This window comes from Stenotrophomonas sp. YJH_SMC_19 (assembly GCF_059367915.1).
Window position 1 is genome coordinate 43,566 of sequence record NZ_JCAFRI010000017.1, and the last position, 17,529, is coordinate 61,094.

Here is a 17,529-nt window from a genome sequence, read left to right on the forward strand (position 1 = left end):
GGATGCAGCGCAGATCAGACAAGGACACGGAATGAAGATGCGAATCACAGGGATGGCGATGATGGCCGCGCTGCTGGCAGCCTGCGGACAGGCACCGGAAAAGACTGGCGAGACTGCACCTGCTGTGGCGCCAGCGCCGACCACCGAAGCACCGGCCGCCGTAGCGACGGTGGTCGAGAAGGAACCGTCCGCCGAAGACGGTGTGGACCCCTCGGTGTGGGACAACGAAGGCGAACCGGAAGACCCGAGCGCCGGCGGGGAACTCACCTGCGCGGACAACCCGCTGGCGACGCATTTCTTCACCCTGGTGGGCGGCAATACTGTGGACGACTGCGGCCGCAAGGATCCGAAGGTGCTGGCCGCGTTCAACGCCCTGATGAAGAACACGGCCGCAGCCGAATCCGCTGACAAGGAGATTCCATCGCTGCGCGAACGCCTGTTGAGCGGGCCCAGCGGTCCTGGCGAACTGGTAGTGCTGCAGGGTGAGCCGTGGTGGTTCTATACCGCCTGCCAGGCCCACGACTGCCCCGGCACCGCGTTGGCGATGCTGTATTCGCCCGATCAGTCGAAGATGGTTGGCCGTCTTACCGCGCGCTGCCGTGTATGGTGGCTGGGCGAGCCGACGGCGGAACAACGTGCGCAGATCGAACAGCGCCAGCCACTGCAGGATGCCGCGTTGAAGGAAGACAGCGCACTCTGCGAGTGATGTGGCGCGCGCCGCAGCGCCGGGCCGTGCCCGGCGTTGCAGTGAGCGTTGTTCCCCGTATCACCCTTCCGGCCGCATGCGTGCGCTGACCTGTGCTGTCAGCGACAGACTGACCATCATCAGGCCCTCCATCACCCGGTCGCCCACGTACTCCTCGTCGGGTCCGTTCTGGCGCACGCGCTCGGCAGCCAGCAGCATTTCCAGCGCCACGCGCAGGCCGGTCAATGCGCAGTCCGCGTCGGCCAAGGCCACGCGGCGGCCGGGCATCTGATGACGTTCCGGCCAGGGCTGGCCGTCGGCGGCGGCGCCCTTGCTAATGCGGTCGAGGGTGGCGATGAAACCGTGCGGATCGTGCGGGTGCGGTGCTTCCGAAGGCGCGTCCGCGTTGGCGGGCACGTACTGCGCGCGTAGTCGGGAGGATTCGGGGGTGCTCATGGCAAAGGCTCCGTGCAGGACAGACGGCAGCCGCCACGCAAAGGTGGCGGGCGGAGACGTGGCTCGAAAACCGGGCGCTTGTTGAAACCGGCAGGCACAGGGCCTCCACGCTCCGCCCGCCATAGCCGGCAGACGGATTGCCCGCCGGCGCCACGAGGGGTGACGCCGGCGGGCAAGCGTTGTCAAACAAGCGCACGGGTTTTCGAAGCCCGGCCATCCTTTTTCGATGGCACGTCATCTGTACGCGTGCTGCTGCGCGGTGCCAATCAGAACAGTTGCATTCAACGCTTGATCAAAGACGCTTCTGGCATTTTTGCACGCTGTTAAGCTGTCGCAGACGCAGGCGCCGCAACGGCCGTAGCGGCATGGGGAATATGCGACATGGGTCGAAGTTGATGACGTGGCGTACGGGCACCCCACCAAGTCGATGACGACAGTGCGGGGCGAAGAACGTAAATCGATTCCCACACACTTTGATCTGTCAGTGCTCTTCGCGTCTCTCGTACCAGGCTTGTGTACGGTTCACGATCCGCACCACGGACAGCATGACCGGTACCTCGATCAGCACACCCACCACGGTGGCCAGCGCCGCTCCCGAGTGCACGCCGAACAGTCCCACCGCTGTGGCCACAGCCAGCTCGAAGAAGTTGCTGGCCCCGATCAGCGCTGACGGGCCGGCCACGCAATGCGCCACGCCCAAGCGGCGGTTGAGCAGGTAGGCCAGGCCTGAAGTGAAGTAGACCTGGATCAGGATCGGCACTGCAATCAACGCAATCACCAGCGGTTGCTTCACGATCTGCTGGCCCTGGAACCCGAACAGCACCACCAGCGTCAGCAGCAGCGCTGACAGGGACAGCGGTCCCAGCCTTCGAAGCGCACGCTGCAGGCCCGCCTCGCCGCTGCGCGAAAGGATCCAGTGCCGCAGCAGGGCGGCCACCAGCACGGGCACCACAATGTAGAGACCCACCGACAACAGCAGCGTGTCCCACGGCACAGTGATCGCTGACAGGCCCAGCAACAGCGCCACCACCGGTGCGTATGCGACCACCATGATCGCGTCGTTCAACGCCACCTGGCTCAGGGTGAAGTTGGCATCGCCGCGGCACAGGTTGCTCCAGACGAACACCATGGCAGTGCAGGGCGCGGCCGCCAGCAGGATCAAACCGGCGATGTAGCTGTCGATCTGTGCTGCGGGCAGCCAGTCCGCGAAGGCATGGCGCAGGAACAGCCAGCCCAGCAGCGCCATCGAGAACGGCTTGACCGCCCAGTTGATGAACAGTGTTACCCCGATGCCCTTCCAGTGTTGCTGCAACTGGCGCATCGCGCGGAAGTCGACCTTCAGCAGCATCGGGATGATCATCAGCCAGATCAGCGCGGCAACCGGCAGGTTGACCTTGGCGACTTCGGCGGACGCCAGCACCGCGAAAGCACCGGGTAGGAAGTGGCCCAGCAGCGTGCCGACCGCAATGCAAAGCCCGACCCAAAGCGTCAGGTGGCGTTCGAACAGATTCATGCGGGAAGTCACGGCATGCTGTCGGTCGGCTGCAACTGTCCAATCTGATCCAGCGCGTGCTGCAGCGCTTCGCGGTCGGACCACAATGAGTCAGGCAAGGCGAGCAATGCACGCAGTCGCGCCTTCACGATGGCATGAGCCAGCGCGAAGGCTGCGGTCTTGTCGGCATCGCTGCCTGCCACGGCGGCCGGATCGGGCAGGCCCCAGTGGCTGCGGACGAAGTCACCGAACACCACAGGGCAGGCTTCCGCTGCGGCTGCATCACACACGGTGATCACCAGATCCATCGGTGCTGCATCCACGAACTCATCCCACGACTTGCTGCGCAGCCCTTCAATGGGCATTCCTTCGGCCTGCAACTGGGCCAGCGCGAAGGGGTTGATCTGGCCATTGGGCTGGCTGCCCGCACTGAATGCGCTGAAGCGATCACCGCCCCATGCACGCAGGGTGGCTTCGGCAAGCACGCTGCGGGCGCTGTTGCCGGTGCAGAGGAACAGGACATTGCGGGTCATGGAGCAATTGCCTTGAGAGGAGAGGATCTGTGTGGGGTCAGCCCTTGCAGGCGGGCGCCGTGGGCATGCATTGCTCGGTTGGCGAGCCCGCGCAGCAGTTGTGCGTCAGGTACTCGATCAAGCCGTTCATCGCATCGAAGTTGGCGCGGTAGCAGACATGGCGACCCTGGCTTTCGCTCTCCACCAGGCCGGCCTGCACCAGCTCCTTCAGGTGGAAGCTGAGCGTGGCTGGGGGCACCTGCAGGGCCGTGGCGATGTCGCCCGCCATGCGACCTGCCGGGCCAGCCTCCACCAGCAAGCGGAAGGCAGCCAGGCGGGTGGCATGGCCCAGGGCAGTCAGGGCAGCAATTGCATTCAACGTTTCCATATTTCTAGAATAATCGAATGAATAAGCCCATCACAAGCCCCCATCTACCGAATCTGGTAGACGCCTCGCTGCCCCAGCCCGATCACCACCAGCTCGCCGCGGCAGATCCGGGACCGCCACGCATCCTCCTGCTCTACGGCTCGCTTCGGCCGCAGTCGTTCAGTCGCAAGCTGGCGCTGGAAACCGAGCGATTGCTGCGTCACCTGGGGTGCGAGACCCGCGTGTTCGATCCGCATGCGCTGCCCATGCTGGACAGCGTGCACCCGCACCACCCTGAAGTGCAGCGACTGCGCGAATGGTCGCAGTGGTCGGAAGGCCAGGTCTGGGTCAGCCCCGAGCGGCATGGCACGGTCACCGGCGTGTTCAAGAACCAGATCGACTGGTTGCCGCTGGAAGATGGCAGCGTGCGGCCCACGCAGGGCAGGACGCTGGCGCTGCTGCAGGTGAGTGGCGGCTCGCAGTCGTTCAATACGGTCAACACGTTGCGTGTGCTCGGCCGTTGGATGCGCATGCTGACCATCCCCAACCAGTCGTCAGTGGCCAAGGCCTGGCAGGAATTCGATGACGACGGCCGGATGAAACCCTCGCCGTACTACGATCGGGTGGTGGATGTGATGGAAGAGCTGGTGAAGTTCACGCTGCTGACGCGTGGCAGGACGGACTACCTGGTGGACCGTTACAGCGAGAGGAAGGGCGATGCGCATGCCGCTGCATTGGCGCGGGCGGCGGGCGCTGCGGCTTCCTGACTTCCGGTACGCAAACGCTTTCCACTACCCACTTCTACTTGCTTGCGCGCCGCGCGCCTTTCTCGTCTTCGTCCTTTGCATCGCCACGGCTCTGCGCGAACTCCGGGAACGTCTTCGCGATCGAATCCTTGTCCGGCAGGATGTAGAACACACCGCCCTTCTCGAACGTGGACTGCACGATCTGCTCGTAGAACGCGGGCGAGACGTTGATGCAGCCGTGGGTGACGCGGTTGTCGTCCGGCGTCGGCGTTGCCAGCCGCTGGGCGCGTTTCTCTTTCGGGGTGCCTGGCGGCAGCGGGTGCATCGAGACGGCGGAATCGTAGTCCACCCACAGCACGCGCCCGGCATCGTCGGAGGGGCCGTAGCCACCAATGAAACGGCCGGCAGGGGTGGTGCGGTCATGGCCGGGAATCGCGCTCAGTGCGAGCTTGGCAACACCAGGGGCCGAGTGATCACCGATGGCCGAACCGAACAGCGCCGGTGCCGCGCCGCGCAGCTTACCGTCGCCGCCGAAGATCAGGACCTGCGCGGCGGCCTTGTCCATGATTGCGAACGGGTAGCCCTGGTTGTCCTTGCTGGCAACCACCCAGCCGGCCAGCTCGATCACTGTTTCGGACACGCTCTGGTCGGGTGGAAGTTCATCAACGGCGGCAATTCGCTGTTCAGGGGCTTCCTTGTCCTTGCCCTTGGCGCTGGCTGCGCCGCTACACGCAACGGCCAGTGCCATCGCCAGTGCGGCATGGAGGGCGCGGCGTGCAGGGGAGGAGGAGGTACGAATGGGACGGCTCCTTGCAATGCAATCCTGGGTGGAAGGATGCCAGTGGCCGGCGAAGGCCACTGGTTCCCGATACAGAGGTGGATCAATTCAAAGGATGAGGGAGCTATCAGCCGCGCGGCTTGCGACCGGCCGGTGCCCTTTCAAGCTGCTGTACGCGGCCTTCGATCTGGTCCAGACGCTGGTTGGCCTGCTGCGCCGACTGGTTGGCGGACTCGGCACTCTGGGCAGCGCCCTGCACCTTTACGTCGAGCTGATCGAGGCGCGAGTTGATGGTTGCGAACTCGTCCTTGTAGGTGGCGCAAGCGCCGAGGCTTACGGTGGCCACGATGGCGACGGTGATGGCGCGTGCTGCGTTGATGTGCTGCTTGGTCAGTTTCATTTCCAACTCCCTCCTTCGTCTGGGGAAGCTGGAATATAGCGGCGTTTGTTCCCGGCGCCAGCCCGTGCTTTCAGCTGGAATTTGAGTACGTGGATGGGCTGTGAAGGCCTGTAGACCAACAAACCTTAACAAGCGGGATCAAGCGAACTGATCTGCATCGGCGGAGCGCCTTGTGCCTGTTAAACGTTACCCATTCACCTGCATGAAGCCGGCATCACGGCATGCGCGTCTGCGTGCTTCCGCCTGCTCCGCACGCAGGTTGCCATCCACTTGCTTCGAGCAGCGCTGCAGCGTTCCCAGGCTGGACATCCAGCAGTTCGGCGACGCCGCTGCGCGTGTCGGCCGCGCGCGCAACATAGGCATGGGCGATGCGGTAGCCGATCCAGTAGCCGAGATCTCCGCGGCGCGCATCGTCGCCGGGACCGTTGTACAGCCACCTTGAAAGATCGGTACCCATGCTGTCCTGCAGGAACGCGCGCTCCAGCGCACACTCGCGACCCTGTGTCCAACGCTGCAGATGCGCGTTGGCCGGTTGCCCGGAGCTCCGTTCGGCCACGTATTCGGCGCCCCCTTCCAGCAGGGTCTGATAGAGCAGGGTGGGCTGCTCGATGTCCACGCGTGCACCGGGCTGTTGCACGTGCACATACTCATGCGCGATCAGATGCACGAAGCGGTCACCTACATCGGTCTGCATCCAGTCGGCGTTGCACAGTGCTTCCAGTCCGATGACCACACCTGCTTCGGTAGTCACGCCACCACTGTTGCCGCGGCCCACCAGTACGGTGACCGGGGGAAAGCGCGCAGACGGCAACAGGGCGCCAAGTCGATCGACGGCAGCGGCGACGCGCGTGCGGATCGATGGCAATGCGGTCGCGCAGGTTCTCGCTTTCGCAAACAATGCCGGCTTGTCCTGGATGGCCCTGGCCAGCCGCTCCATCGAGCCGATACGGCGGTCGGTGAAGCTGCGCAGGGCATCCGTACCCGCATCCAGATAGCCGTGTTGCAGATCATCGGCGCTTGGGCGCCCTTGGTTGGCGTCCAGCACCTTGAAGAAGCGCGTGACATCGTCTGTCTGTACGACGATGTGCCTGGCAGAAACGATGCGCTCAGCGGCCTGTGCCTGCAGTAGCGCAACCGGCGAGGCGATCAGGATCAGTGCCCGCATCACGCATCGAGCGTGGTGCGCGTAAGAAGCCGACAGCGGTCCCATGCGGAGTTCCCTGAACGCCAGCCTTATTTATACACCAGTCAGTTCAATATTCAGGGTTGATTAGACCCCCTAACGGATAATTCACACCTGTCGACCGCCTCTTCTCTCTCCCCCTCCCGGGAGGCGGCCGACGAAACCAAAATAATTAAAGGTGTGTCCCGATGAACAAGAATTCGCTGCTCGCCCTGGGTCTTCTGGCTGCTCTGCCGTTCGCTGCATCGGCAACCGATGGCCTGTCGTACAACTATGTTGAAGGCGGCTACGTGAACACCGATGCCAAGGGCGGCGACGCCGATGGCTGGAAGGTGAAGGGTTCGGTGGCGGTGCACCCGAACTTCCACATCTTCGGCGACTACAGCGCGCAGGAGACCGACAAGTTCAAGAATGACGTCGACCAGTGGCGCATCGGCGCCGGCTACAACTACGGCATCGCACCGAACACCGACCTGGTGGCTCGCGTTGCGTACCAGAAGTTCGACATGAAGCATGGCCTGGACTTCAACGGCTACTCGACCGAAGTTGGCGTGCGCACCGCGTTCAACCCGTACGTGGAAGGCTACGTGATGGCCGGCTACGAGGACTACACCAAGAAGCACGGCATCAACCCGGACGGCGAGTTCTATGGCCGTGTCGGCGCCACCGCCAAGTTCAACCAGAACTGGGGCCTGAGTGGCGAAGTGAAGCTGGCCAAGGCCGGCGACCGCGAGTGGTTCGTGGGCCCGCGCTTCACCTGGTAACAAACGCCTGTCGTTAGTGCGTGTTGTGCTGGCGTGTGACTCTCTCTCTCCCACACGCCAACCGAAGCCCGGCCTCGCGCCGGGCTTCACTTTTATGGGCCCCGTGGCGCCACAATGCGGCATGGGCGACCCTTCCTCTCTTGCAGGCACCGGCACGACCTACCAGGAGCATCTGGCGCCTGCGCCGCTGCGCGGCCACTTTGGCCAGCTGTGGCAGAGCCAGCTTCCTGCCGATGCCGATGGGCACATCACCGTATTGCCCGATGGCTGCGTGGATATCCTCTGGCGCGACGGTGCGCTGTTCGTCGTCGGCCCGGACCGCGTGGCCGCGCACCCGGCGCTGGCACCCGGTGCGCAGGTGCTGGGCGCACGCTTCCGTCCCGGCCAGGCATTGGCCGCGCTGGGCCTGCCCTTGGCCGGGATCATCGGCCAGGCCGTGCCACTGGCCGACCTGAAGGGCGCGTGGGCGAACAAGGCGGCGGCCTCCATCGGCGACACCGCGCCTGCACAGCGCCTGCAGCGAATGGCGCACTGCCTGCAACAGCACATGGGTGCGGCCGCGCTGGGTACGCCGGCGCAGCGCGGCCATGTCCTGTTCCAGGCGCTCGCCGCGGGTCACGCCACGCTGGATACGCTGGCGGCGCACCTGGGCCTGAGCCCGCGCAGCCTGCGGCGTTTCAGCCAGTCGCAGTTCGGCTACGGCGCCAAGACGCTGGAGCGGATCCTGCGGCTGCAACGTTTCCTGCGCCAGAGCCGCGCGCTGCCACAGCATTCGTTGGCGATGCTGGCTGCTGATGCCGGCTATGCCGACCAGGCCCATCTCAGCCGCGAGGCGCGCGAACTGGCGGGCATGACCGCCAGCGAGCTGCGCCTGGAGTGGGGGCAATGATGGCCGTTTTGTTCAAGACCACGGTGCTGCATTGATCGATGCTGGGCTCCCACCACGGAGCCACGCCATGAATCCTGCCGCACCCCACGATGCCGAACGCCGCATCGACAACATCGAATTCAACGTCGCCGACGTCGCCCGCAGCAAGCGCTTCTACGGCGAGGTGTTCGGTTGGCGCTTCACCGACTATGGACCGGCCTACACCGAGTTCGACGATGGCCGCCTGAAAGGTGGCTTCGTGTCTGACGCGCCGTTGCGCGCCCAGGGAGGACCGCTGGTGATCCTCTACTGCGCGGACCTGGCCGATGCGCAGCAACGCGTAGTGGCCGCCGGTGGCGAGGTGGTGCAGGCGGTGTTCGCCTTCCCCGGTGGTCGCCGCTTCCACTTCCGCGATCTGGATGGCTACGAACTGGCGGTCTGGAGTGATGTGGACTGAGGCCTTCGTAGCTTCGTCGGTGGACGGAACGAGAACCGCTCCGTCCCCGGTCAGGCGGTTCCGCTATGATCGCCCGCACATCGCCACACGCGATGCGTCCGCCTCAAGCCAGCAGGAACCGCCGTGAACTCCCAGCCCGCACCGATCACCGCCGTCAACCACACGCTCGACAACGAGCCGCAGCAGATCACCGCGCCACTGACCCATTCGGCGGCGTTCCTGGTGCTGAAGGTGAAGGATGACGAGGCGTCGATCGCCAAGGCACGCGAGGTGCTGGCCAGCACCGACGACCTGATCAAGAACACCGCCATCCGCGAGATCGAACGCACCTTCACCTGCAACGTGGCCATCGGCCACCGCGTGTGGAAGCCGCTGGTAGGCACCACGCCACCGCGTGAGCTGCAGCCGTTCCGCGAGATCAAGGGCGCGACCCATACCGCTGTGTCCACGCCGGGCGACCTGCTGTACCACATCCGTGCACGCACGATGGATCTGATCGTGGCGTTCGAGCGCAACCTGCTGATGGCCTTTGGCGATGCGGTGGAGACGGTCGATGACGTGGCCGGCTTCCGCTATTTCGATGGCCGCGACCTGCTCGATTTCGTCGACGGCACCGCCAACCCGGAAGGGCTGTCACTGCCGGAAGCCACCATCGTGGGTGAAGAGGATCCGGAACATGCCGGCGGCAGTTACGTGGTGGTGCAGAAGTACCTGCACAACCTCGATGCCTGGCGCGCGCAGAAGACCGAGGCGCAGGAAGCAATCATCGGTCGTACCAAGCACGACAACATCGAGCTGGACGATGCGCCGGCCGATGCGCAGAAGTCGCACAAGACGCTGTGCACCATCGAGGATGCCGACGGCGAGCACGAGATCCTGCGCGACAACATGCCGTTCGCCAAGCCGGGTCGCGGCGAGTACGGCACCTACTTCATCGGCTACACGCGCCGCCTGTGGGTGATCGAGAAGATGCTCGAGCGCATGTTCATCGGCAATCCCGCACCGCTGCATGACCGCATCCTTGATTTCTCCACCGCCACCACCGGCGTGACCTTCTTCGCGCCCTCGCGCAAGGTGCTGGCCGACCTGGGCGACTGATCGCGGCTCTCGTCCTTGCGCATGCTACTGGCCGCTCTGTTCCAGTAGATCCACGCCACGCGTGGATGGTGCGCACGTTGCCCGTAGCAGCCACGCATGGCGTGGCTCTACTGTACCGCCATCTGTCTGTCATCTACCGCGCCGACCATCAGCGGTTGGATGAGAGCGCAGGGGCGGGCGATGGCGATGGCAAGGAACACAACCGGTGCACGCCGCTGGTGGCGGCCACTGGCCGGGTTGTTCGGTGCGCTGGCACTGGGTAGCGCCGGGGTGTCCGCGCAGGAAGCTCCTGCACACTGGATGGCCTATGCCGCCGCCGTGGGGGGGCAGCTGCAGCAGCGCCTGCAGCAGGAGCAGGACCCGCAGGCGCAGCGCGTGCTGGAATGGCTGCAGGCACATCCGGACGCACCGACGCCGCTACCGGTGAGCGTGTGGATCGCGGCGGATGGCCGCATCTCGAAGCTGGAATTCGACAGCCTGGGTGATGCCCAGGTCGATGCTGACCTGCGTGCGACGCTGCAGGCCGCACCGTTGCAGGCGGCTCCGCCAGCCGACATGCGCCAGCCGCTGCGGCTGGGCCTGGTGCTGGAGCCGAAGTAGATCCACGCCATGCGTGGATGTTCTGGGTAGATGCCGACCTTGGTCGGCACGCACGCCAACCAAGGTTGGCGACTACCAGTGGCCCAGCCACGCATGGCGTGGCTCTACTGCGTTGCCACCTGTGGCTCGCGAGCGGCGGCGCTCCATGCGCGCAGGCCGAACACGGCCAGGCCGAGGAAGAACACGTACAGCGCGGCGGTCACGTGCAGCGACTTGAACAGGTACGCACCCACATAGACCACGTCCACTGCGATCCACACCCACCAGCAGGCCACGTGGCGGCGGGCCTGCCACCATTGCCCGACCAGGCTCAGACCGGTCAGCAGCGCATCCAACCACGGCAGGGCAGCGTCGGTGAAGCTGTGCATGGCTGCACCCAGCACCACGCCACCGCACAGGCCGATGGCCAGGTCGCGCAGCAGCATGCCGCGTGCCAGCGGCACGATGCGGATGCTGCCTTCATCGGCGGCATGCTGCCGCCAGTTGAGCCAGCCATAGACCAGGAAACCACCGAAGGCGATCTGCAGCAGGGTGTCCGAGTACAGCTTGGCCTCGGCGAACACCAGGCCATACAGCGCCACCGACAGCAGGCCCACCGGCCACGCCGCCAGCCGGCGCCGGGCCATCAGCCAGACGCCGAGGATGCTGCACAGTGCGGCGGTCCACTCGAGCATCACGCCGCTCACAGCGCGAACGTCACCGACAGGCGGGCCTGTCGCGGTGCGCCGGGGAACAGGTAGTAGTCACCGCCGCTGCTGCCGGTATCGCGCCAGTAGAAGCGGTTGAACACGTTGTCCACCGACAGGTTCCAGGTCACTGCGCGCTCACGCAGGCGATGCTGGAAACGCAGGCCAGCGTCGAACACTGAATAGTCGGGTGCGCGCACGCCACCGTCGGCGCGGGCCACGTTGGCACTGGCATAGCGCCAGCCGCCGGTCACGTCCAGGCCCTGCACGAACGGCAGCGCGTAGGCTACGTGCACGCTGGCGCGCACCTTCGGCACGTTCACCAGCTGATGGCCTTCATAGGCCGGGGTACCGGTGTCGCGCGCGCGCGCCTGCAGCACGCTGGCGCTGGCCACGATCTGCAGCGCGTCGGTCAGCTGGCCGTTGGCGGTCAGCTCCAGGCCGGTGTGGGTTTGGGTGCCTTCCTCGACGAAGGTGTAGCCGACGTCGCTGTTGTCGGGCTTGGCGTACTGGTACGGCTGCGAAATGCGGAACACCGCCGCGCCCAGGGTCAGCGCCTCGACCGGCACGTACTTCACGCCCACTTCCAGCTGCCGCGACTGCACCGACGGCAGGAAGGTGTCGGCGTTGCTGGTCCAGAACGGCGCTTCCTGGCCCAGCGAAATGCCGCGCACGTAGCTGGCATAGGCGTTGAGCTGGTCGGTGGCCTTCCACACCACCGCAGTCTGCGGCAGGAAGCGCGACAGGCGGCTGTGCCGCTGCGGGGTGCCACGCTTGTCGTAGGCACGCTCGTCCAGGCGCACGAAGCGGCCACCGGCCAGCCACTGCCAGTCATCGCCGAAGCTGATCCGGTCCAGCGCGAAGAACGCGGTCTGGCGGCTGTCCAGGCGACGTGCGGACGGGCCCGGCATCTTCGGCGACGGCGCGAACACCGGCACCGGTGCTTCGTGGATGTTGCTGGTGCCGACGTACTCGTTGACGCTCGGGCGCTTGTCCACGGTGCGGCGGAAGTAGTCGGCACCGACGGTCAGCTCATGGCCGACGCTGCCGGTCTCGAAGCGGCCACGCAGCTCGGCACGGGCCTGCTGGTTGCGGCGGGTGTCATCCGGGCTGCGGTAGTCGTAGACGTCGTAGTCGCCATTGGGCGCGAAGTAGTTGCCCGGCACGCTGCCATCGGCGCACTGCACGGCGTAGTAGCAGCCATAGGCGAAGGCGACGTTGTCATCGATGACCGAGCGGCTGTGGCCGACCGAAACGCGCGACTGCCAGGCCTCGTTGAAGTCGTAGGTATGCAGCGCGGTGATGTTGGTGCTGGCGATGTCCACCGGGCGCTGCCACGGCTGGTAGCCGAGCAGGTGCTCGCGGTCGATGCCACGCGGCAGGTCGCGTGCGCCCAGCAGCTGGTAGCCGGACACCGAACGCTGCGAGCTGGTCTGGTAGTTGGCATCCACTTCCAGCTTGCCGCGCTCGCCGATCAGCCAGTCGGCGGCCAGCGAGTAGAAGTTACGGCGGCCATCGGCGTGCTCGACGTAGGAATTGCTGGAATCCCAGGCGGCATTCAGGCGCAGGCCGAAACGCGGGGTGATCCAGTGGCCGACATCGACGGCGACGTAGCGCGAGCCTTCCGAATCGGTACCGAGCGTGGCGGTGCGCACTTCGGCCGGGCGCTTGCCGATGTAGTTGATGATGCCGCCCGGCGCCATCACGCCTGCGGCCAGGCCGGCTTCACCCTTGAGGATCTCCACCGACTGCACGTTCTCCAGCGCCAGGCGCTGTTCGCCGGCGATGGACAGGCCGTTGAAGCGGTAGCCGGTGGCCGCGTCCAGCGCGAAGCCACGGATGGCGATGTTCTGGTAGTAACCCACCGGCGCATACGCATCACCCAGCGAGGCATCGTTGCTGGCCAGCTCGGACAGCGAACGCACCTGGCGGCGGTCGAGGTAATCGCGCTCGAGCACGTTCACCGAGGCCGGCGTGTCCTTCCAGCTGCCGCCACCGAAGGCGTTCACGCGTGAGGTATCGGCCTTCGGTTTGCCGGCCTGCACGCGTACCGCCGCCAGTTCGGTGGGCGAGCGCTCGGCGCCGGCGGCAGCCGCATCAGGGGACGCCTCGGCCTCGCTGGCGTGCAGCGGCAGCGCGGCGCAGAGGGCGAGGGAGAGCAGGGTGGGGCGCAGGCAGCGGTTCATTCGGTTCGTCTTCGGACAACAAGGGAGACGAAGCGACGGCGCGCAGGTGCACCGGCCCATGATGGGGGTGTGGCTGCGGCTCAAAGCTCCCTACGCCGGTGCAAACCGGATCAGGTTCCAAGGGACTCTCTCAGCCTGGCAGATCCAGGCACCCCCGCTTCAGGTGACCATTTCACTACAAATGGTACGGATTTGCGAGCCGACGTCCTTCAGGCTGCGGGGTCCAGGCTGCGGGGTCAGATCCCTTTCCGCAGGAAAGGGATCTGACCCCAATGGTGCGCCAACCGGGTCACGCCGCCGCGTGCAGCGCCTGCAGCAGTGCCTGTCCCGGCGCGCTGTGGAACCACGCCGGATGCCCCAGCATGAAGGGCTGCCACGCGACGTCGGCATTGGCGGTCGAGCCGGTGACGCCTTCGAAGTACTCCACTTCGGACAGTGCGAAGTCGAAATGAACCATCGGCAGCAGGTCGGCCAGCAGGTGCACGCGTGCCGCCGACAGCGGCAGCACCTGGCGATAGCCGTCGAGCAGGGCCAGCGCGATATCGATGCGCACCGTCTCCATGCCGCGCTCCAGTTCCAGCCACGCCACCGCGTTGCGCTCGATCGCCGTGGCGAGGTCGAACAGCGCACTGGTGGGCGAGGCCAGGCCAAAATCCAGCACGGTACTGATCTGCCCATCGCGCCACAGCAGGTTGGAAACGTGCCAGTCGTTGTGCGCCCACAATCGTGGCTCATCGCGCAGGCGCTCGGCCAGGCCGGCATGCCACGGCAGCACGTCGCGCTGCAGCTGCGCTTCCCATGGAATGCGCGCGAGATAGCGGGCCAGCCCGGGACGCTCGTGCAGCCCTGCCTTGATGGCCGCGATCGGATCGTCGGCACGGATCAGATCGTCGCGCGCGACCAGCACATGGGTGCTGCGTTGGGGCGCGTGGTAGCTGGCGGCGGCCCGGTGCAGCTGCGCGAGTGTGCGCCCGGCTTCGCGGGCCTGCGCGACATCGGTCAGCAGCGACCACGACACGGCGTCGCGGTACAGGTCCTCGCCGACGCCGATCGCATGCAGCTCGAACGTCCATTCGCCATGTTCGGCCGCAGTGTGGCCATCGGCCGCTGGCAGCACCTGCACCACCGGTACGCCCGCTGCGGCGAGATGGGCGATGAAGTGGTGCTCTTCTTCCAGGCAGGCCGCACTGCGCACGCTGTGGTGATGGCGCTTGACGAACACCGCGCCGTTCGCGCCGTTGACGATGGCGGCAGCCGACAGCGGCCGCGGGCTGTGCCAGCGCGGTTCGCTGCCGATGTGCAGCTGCGGGTAGCGCTGGCGCAGCCACGCGATGTCCGCCGCGCTGATCGGTGGCCAGTCGGCAGCGACCTCGTCGTTGTTGAGGCCCTGCACGCGGTGGGAGGAAGAAGTCATGCCGCAGCCCCAGTGGGGAAAGTCACATCCAAGGCTGCGCATTCAACGCCATGCACGCGGCCAACGCAAACGGGCGGGTCATCGACCCGCCCGTCCGTGCATCGGCATGGAAGATGCCGCGCTGCTTACCAGCCGCGATGGCGACCGCGGTCGTGGTAGTAGCGGTTGTCGTAGTAGCGCTCGCGTTGCCAGCGACGGTCATCACCGCGGTCGTAGTAGCCGCTGCGGTAGTAGCCACGGTCGTAACGGCGATCGTAGCGGTCGTCGTAACGGTGATTGTCGTAGTAACGGCGGTCGCGGCGGTCGGAGGTGGTCAGGTTGCCGATCGCGCCGCCGGCCACGGCGCCGCCGACGGTGGCAGCCGGATCACCGTTGGAGAGCAGGTTGCCGGCCACGCCACCGACCACGGCGCCGACCAGGGTGCGCTTGTCCTTCCTCGACATCGCGCTGGCATCGCTGACCACGGCGATACCGGCCACCAGTGCCAGGGCCATCGCCAGACCACGGAAGCTGAGTGTGGAAGTACTGAGCATGTTCGTTCTCCTGTGAGGTGCATGCCACGCTGGGCAGGGAGGGCGCGGGCGCCCCGGCTGCCGTGGAGACCACGCTGGCGTTCCAACATTGCCGGAACATTGCCTGGTCCACCGTGCGGCTTGCGCATTCATCTAGCGGCAGGCGGCATGAAGCAAGGCTGAAAGCGGCCTCGGCCGCTCAGCTGGCAGAAAGGGAAAAGGCCACGCGGACGTGGCCCTCCCTTCTCTGCCAAGGCGTTGCGGGCTTAGACGCCCATCGCCTTCTGTGCCTGCCGGGCCTGCTCCTGCTGGGCGTCCTGCTGCTGGTGCAGCACGTTAGGCGCGCCCTGCACGGCACCGCTGCTGAGCGCGATGCTCTGCTCGCTGGCGGCTCGGGCCTCCACCGCCACGCGGCTGGCCGCCGGGTCACCGATCGTGCCCTGCACGGCAAACAGGCGTTCACCGTTCGGGCTGGGCACCACCGTGTCGATGCGCTGCAGGCCGGCGGCATGCGCCTCCTTGGTCAGGGCCGCCGCGGCGCTTTCCAGCGCGTGGCGATCCTTGAAGGTGCCGGCCGGCAACAGTTCCAGACCCTTGCTGGCCTGGATGAAGAGCGGATTGCGCGGGTGCCGTTCGTCGTTCAGCAGCGGGCGCTCGCGGGCTTCCTTGATGGCCTCCAGCGTCTTCGCCCCGACAATGCCGTCGGCCACCAGGCCGTTGTCCTTCTGCAGCTGGCGCACCGCCGCGTCGGTGTTGCGGCCGAAGCGGCCATCCTCGACCAGCGGCTTGCCGTCGGCACCGACGTAGCCCAGATGTCCCAGCTGTTCCTGCACCTTGCGCACGCCTTCGCTGTGCGCGCCCTGCTTGTACAGTTCGGCGTGCGGCGTGGCAGCGGCCTTGTGCTCGGCGGCAGGCTTGCCCTGGGCCTGCTCGTGCGATGGGGTGCGGTTTTCCAGCAGGTCGCGCGCCTTGGACAGTGGATCGGAGGCGTACAGCTTCCAGTTCGGGTGGTCCTTCACCTGCTTGAGGTAGTCCTCGACCGGCATGGTGTGCACGCCCTTGCTGCCGGAGGACTGGCTGATCAGCAGCTTGTCGGTGGTGGGGTCGCGCACCACCATCACGATGTGGTCGATGCCGTTCCAGTGCTCGTGGCGGGTCCTGGCCGTATCCAGGCCGATGATCATGCCTTCCTTCAGCGCATCGGGCTTCAGGATCGCGTCGCGGTCCAGCAGCACGCCGGACTGGTCGAACGCCTTGCGCACGATGCCGCCGGAACCCAGGTTGCCCAGGTCGATGCGATCAGCCTTGCTGAACACCGCGTGCCCGGCCTTCTGGTTGATCTCGTCCATGGTCCGGTTCTGCAGGGTGCCGACCCAGCCGGAACAGTCGATGTAACCCTGCTCCACGTTCTTGCCGGTCTTGCCCGGTACGTACAGCGCGTGACCCGGAATGTTGATGGCGTACTTCACGTGGTCGTACTTCACGCCGGCCTCGTAGGCGGCCTGCAGTTCGATGCCCGGTTTCGGTGTGGCAGCCGCCGTTGCAGTTGCCGCCAGCGTGGTTGCACCCGCCACCACGGCTGCGCTGGCCTGTGCAGGCGCTGCTGGGGTCTGGCCCTGGCCCTGCGCCACCGCCTGCGGTTCGATGTTCTTTTCCGGAATGCTGATCGCCGCGTACTTGTGGATGTAGTAGCTGGAGAAGGTGCGTGCCAGGTCGCCGTCGTTCATGCCGCGCATCTCGGCCAGGGTGTGGCCGGTCAGCGCCTTCGCGTCGGAACCGATCTGGTTCAGCACGTTGCGGCGCATGTTGATCTCTTCGCCGTGGCTGTTGCGGACCACGCCGAAGGTGCCGGTGGCAATGGCGGTCTGTACCGAGCCATAGCCGGCGCTGCCCTGCTGGTGGGCCAGGTACAGGTCCAGCCCGGTGGGCGTGTCGCCGCCGGACAGGTAGGGGTTGCCGGTGCGCTCGTTGCGGCGTGCCATCGAGTCCAGGTTGTCCTGGTACATCTGCGCGGCCGCTTCAGTGTTGCGGGTGGGGTCGAACTCGTGGCCGGTCAGGTGGTACTGGCGCGCGGAGCCGGGCACGAACTGGAACAGGCCCTTGGCGCCGGACGAGGTGTTGTGGGCGCGCTCGTTGAAGGTGCCGCCGGTCTCGATGTGCGCGAAGCGCATGAAGTCATCGACCGGAAGGCCTTTCTGCCGGGCGACCTGCTCGACGATGTCCAGGACTTCCTTTCTGCTGTAGTCATGCTGTGCCATGACGTTTTCCTCGGGGTTGATGGAGCGGCGCATGCCGCGAATCGCCAACCGGACTCATCCGTGAGTC

Annotated in this window: 19 protein-coding genes and 1 riboswitch; of the genes, 7 read left to right on the forward strand and 12 right to left on the reverse strand. The window is 66.0% G+C overall.

What is annotated here, in order from left to right; all coding sequences use genetic code 11:
- The first annotated feature begins 31 nt into the window (after positions 1 to 31).
- Entirely contained in the window at positions 32 to 706 is a 675-nt protein-coding gene (locus AC5P5R_RS16375; protein ID WP_100438981.1) for an Ivy family c-type lysozyme inhibitor, read from the forward strand.
- Between the two features lie 60 nt (positions 707 to 766).
- On the opposite strand, the gene AC5P5R_RS16380 is transcribed toward AC5P5R_RS16375, so the two are convergent.
- From AC5P5R_RS16380 to AC5P5R_RS16395, 4 genes are all read right to left on the reverse strand, one after another.
- On the reverse strand, positions 767 to 1,141 hold the full coding sequence (locus tag AC5P5R_RS16380) for a hypothetical protein (RefSeq protein WP_099485225.1): 375 nt from the start codon (positions 1,139 to 1,141) through the stop codon (positions 767 to 769).
- A 481-nt stretch (positions 1,142 to 1,622) separates the two neighbouring features.
- The gene (gene arsB / locus AC5P5R_RS16385; RefSeq protein ID WP_076738909.1) at positions 1,623 to 2,654 is read right to left on the reverse strand and encodes an ACR3 family arsenite efflux transporter; all 1,032 of its coding nucleotides are present in this window, start codon (positions 2,652 to 2,654) and stop codon (positions 1,623 to 1,625) included.
- 8 nt (positions 2,655 to 2,662) lie between these two features.
- Positions 2,663 to 3,166 (reverse strand): arsenate reductase ArsC, encoded by a 504-nt coding sequence (locus AC5P5R_RS16390; RefSeq protein ID WP_012478747.1) that lies wholly within the window; start codon positions 3,164 to 3,166, stop codon positions 2,663 to 2,665.
- A 37-nt stretch (positions 3,167 to 3,203) separates the two neighbouring features.
- A complete protein-coding gene (locus tag AC5P5R_RS16395) occupies positions 3,204 to 3,533 on the reverse strand; it encodes an ArsR/SmtB family transcription factor (protein WP_024957759.1) in 330 nt (109 codons plus the stop codon).
- A gap of 17 nt (positions 3,534 to 3,550) precedes the next feature.
- On the opposite strand from AC5P5R_RS16395, the gene arsH reads away from it, so the two are divergent.
- Positions 3,551 to 4,279 (forward strand): arsenical resistance protein ArsH, encoded by a 729-nt coding sequence (gene arsH, locus AC5P5R_RS16400; RefSeq protein WP_100438980.1) that lies wholly within the window; start codon positions 3,551 to 3,553, stop codon positions 4,277 to 4,279.
- 34 nt (positions 4,280 to 4,313) lie between these two features.
- On the opposite strand, the gene AC5P5R_RS16405 is transcribed toward arsH, so the two are convergent.
- From AC5P5R_RS16405 to AC5P5R_RS16415, 3 genes are all read right to left on the reverse strand, one after another.
- A complete protein-coding gene (locus AC5P5R_RS16405) occupies positions 4,314 to 5,006 on the reverse strand; it encodes a L,D-transpeptidase family protein (protein ID WP_049402849.1) in 693 nt (230 codons plus the stop codon).
- 157 nt (positions 5,007 to 5,163) lie between these two features.
- Positions 5,164 to 5,436: a hypothetical protein gene (locus AC5P5R_RS16410; protein WP_005407606.1), complete on the reverse strand. Its 273-nt coding sequence runs from the start codon at positions 5,434 to 5,436 to the stop codon at positions 5,164 to 5,166.
- Positions 5,437 to 5,650: 214 nt separating this feature from the next.
- Entirely contained in the window at positions 5,651 to 6,601 is a 951-nt protein-coding gene (locus AC5P5R_RS16415) for a DUF2268 domain-containing putative Zn-dependent protease (protein WP_099472760.1), read from the reverse strand.
- A gap of 206 nt (positions 6,602 to 6,807) precedes the next feature.
- Here AC5P5R_RS16415 and AC5P5R_RS16420 point away from each other — a divergent pair, with 206 nt between their 5' ends.
- The 5 genes from AC5P5R_RS16420 to AC5P5R_RS16440 all read left to right on the forward strand — a co-directional run bounded on the left by AC5P5R_RS16420 (position 6,808) and on the right by AC5P5R_RS16440 (position 10,406).
- Positions 6,808 to 7,383 (forward strand): OmpO family porin, encoded by a 576-nt coding sequence (locus AC5P5R_RS16420; protein ID WP_005411880.1) that lies wholly within the window; start codon positions 6,808 to 6,810, stop codon positions 7,381 to 7,383.
- Between the two features lie 121 nt (positions 7,384 to 7,504).
- Positions 7,505 to 8,272, forward strand: coding sequence for a helix-turn-helix transcriptional regulator (locus tag AC5P5R_RS16425; protein WP_099472759.1), 768 nt, complete (start codon positions 7,505 to 7,507; stop codon positions 8,270 to 8,272).
- 67 nt (positions 8,273 to 8,339) lie between these two features.
- Positions 8,340 to 8,708 carry a VOC family protein gene (locus AC5P5R_RS16430; RefSeq protein ID WP_099472756.1) on the forward strand — a complete coding sequence of 123 codons (369 nt, stop codon included), beginning with the start codon at positions 8,340 to 8,342 and terminating at the stop codon, positions 8,706 to 8,708.
- 123 nt (positions 8,709 to 8,831) lie between these two features.
- Positions 8,832 to 9,806, forward strand: a complete 975-nt coding sequence (locus AC5P5R_RS16435) for a Dyp-type peroxidase (protein ID WP_099472754.1) — start codon at positions 8,832 to 8,834, stop codon at positions 9,804 to 9,806.
- Between the two features lie 180 nt (positions 9,807 to 9,986).
- Complete coding sequence (locus AC5P5R_RS16440) at positions 9,987 to 10,406, forward strand: hypothetical protein (protein WP_065183499.1); 420 nt, start codon at positions 9,987 to 9,989, stop codon at positions 10,404 to 10,406.
- Between the two features lie 104 nt (positions 10,407 to 10,510).
- Here the strand turns inward: AC5P5R_RS16440 and pnuC are convergent, their stop codons facing one another.
- The 5 genes from pnuC to AC5P5R_RS16465 form a co-directional block, all read right to left on the reverse strand.
- The gene (gene pnuC, locus AC5P5R_RS16445; RefSeq protein WP_062606404.1) at positions 10,511 to 11,080 is read right to left on the reverse strand and encodes a nicotinamide riboside transporter PnuC; all 570 of its coding nucleotides are present in this window, start codon (positions 11,078 to 11,080) and stop codon (positions 10,511 to 10,513) included.
- Positions 11,081 to 11,088: 8 nt separating this feature from the next.
- On the reverse strand, positions 11,089 to 13,278 hold the full coding sequence (locus AC5P5R_RS16450; protein ID WP_100438979.1) for a TonB-dependent receptor: 2,190 nt from the start codon (positions 13,276 to 13,278) through the stop codon (positions 11,089 to 11,091).
- A gap of 70 nt (positions 13,279 to 13,348) precedes the next feature.
- Positions 13,349 to 13,444: riboswitch (TPP riboswitch) on the reverse strand.
- Between the two features lie 123 nt (positions 13,445 to 13,567).
- A complete protein-coding gene (locus tag AC5P5R_RS16455) occupies positions 13,568 to 14,692 on the reverse strand; it encodes a phosphotransferase enzyme family protein (RefSeq protein ID WP_049396233.1) in 1,125 nt (374 codons plus the stop codon).
- A 125-nt stretch (positions 14,693 to 14,817) separates the two neighbouring features.
- Positions 14,818 to 15,225, reverse strand: a complete 408-nt coding sequence (locus AC5P5R_RS16460) for a glycine zipper 2TM domain-containing protein (RefSeq protein ID WP_060380664.1) — start codon at positions 15,223 to 15,225, stop codon at positions 14,818 to 14,820.
- A gap of 245 nt (positions 15,226 to 15,470) precedes the next feature.
- Entirely contained in the window at positions 15,471 to 17,462 is a 1,992-nt protein-coding gene (locus AC5P5R_RS16465; protein ID WP_100438989.1) for a peptidoglycan-binding protein, read from the reverse strand.
- Positions 17,463 to 17,529 lie beyond the last annotated feature (67 nt).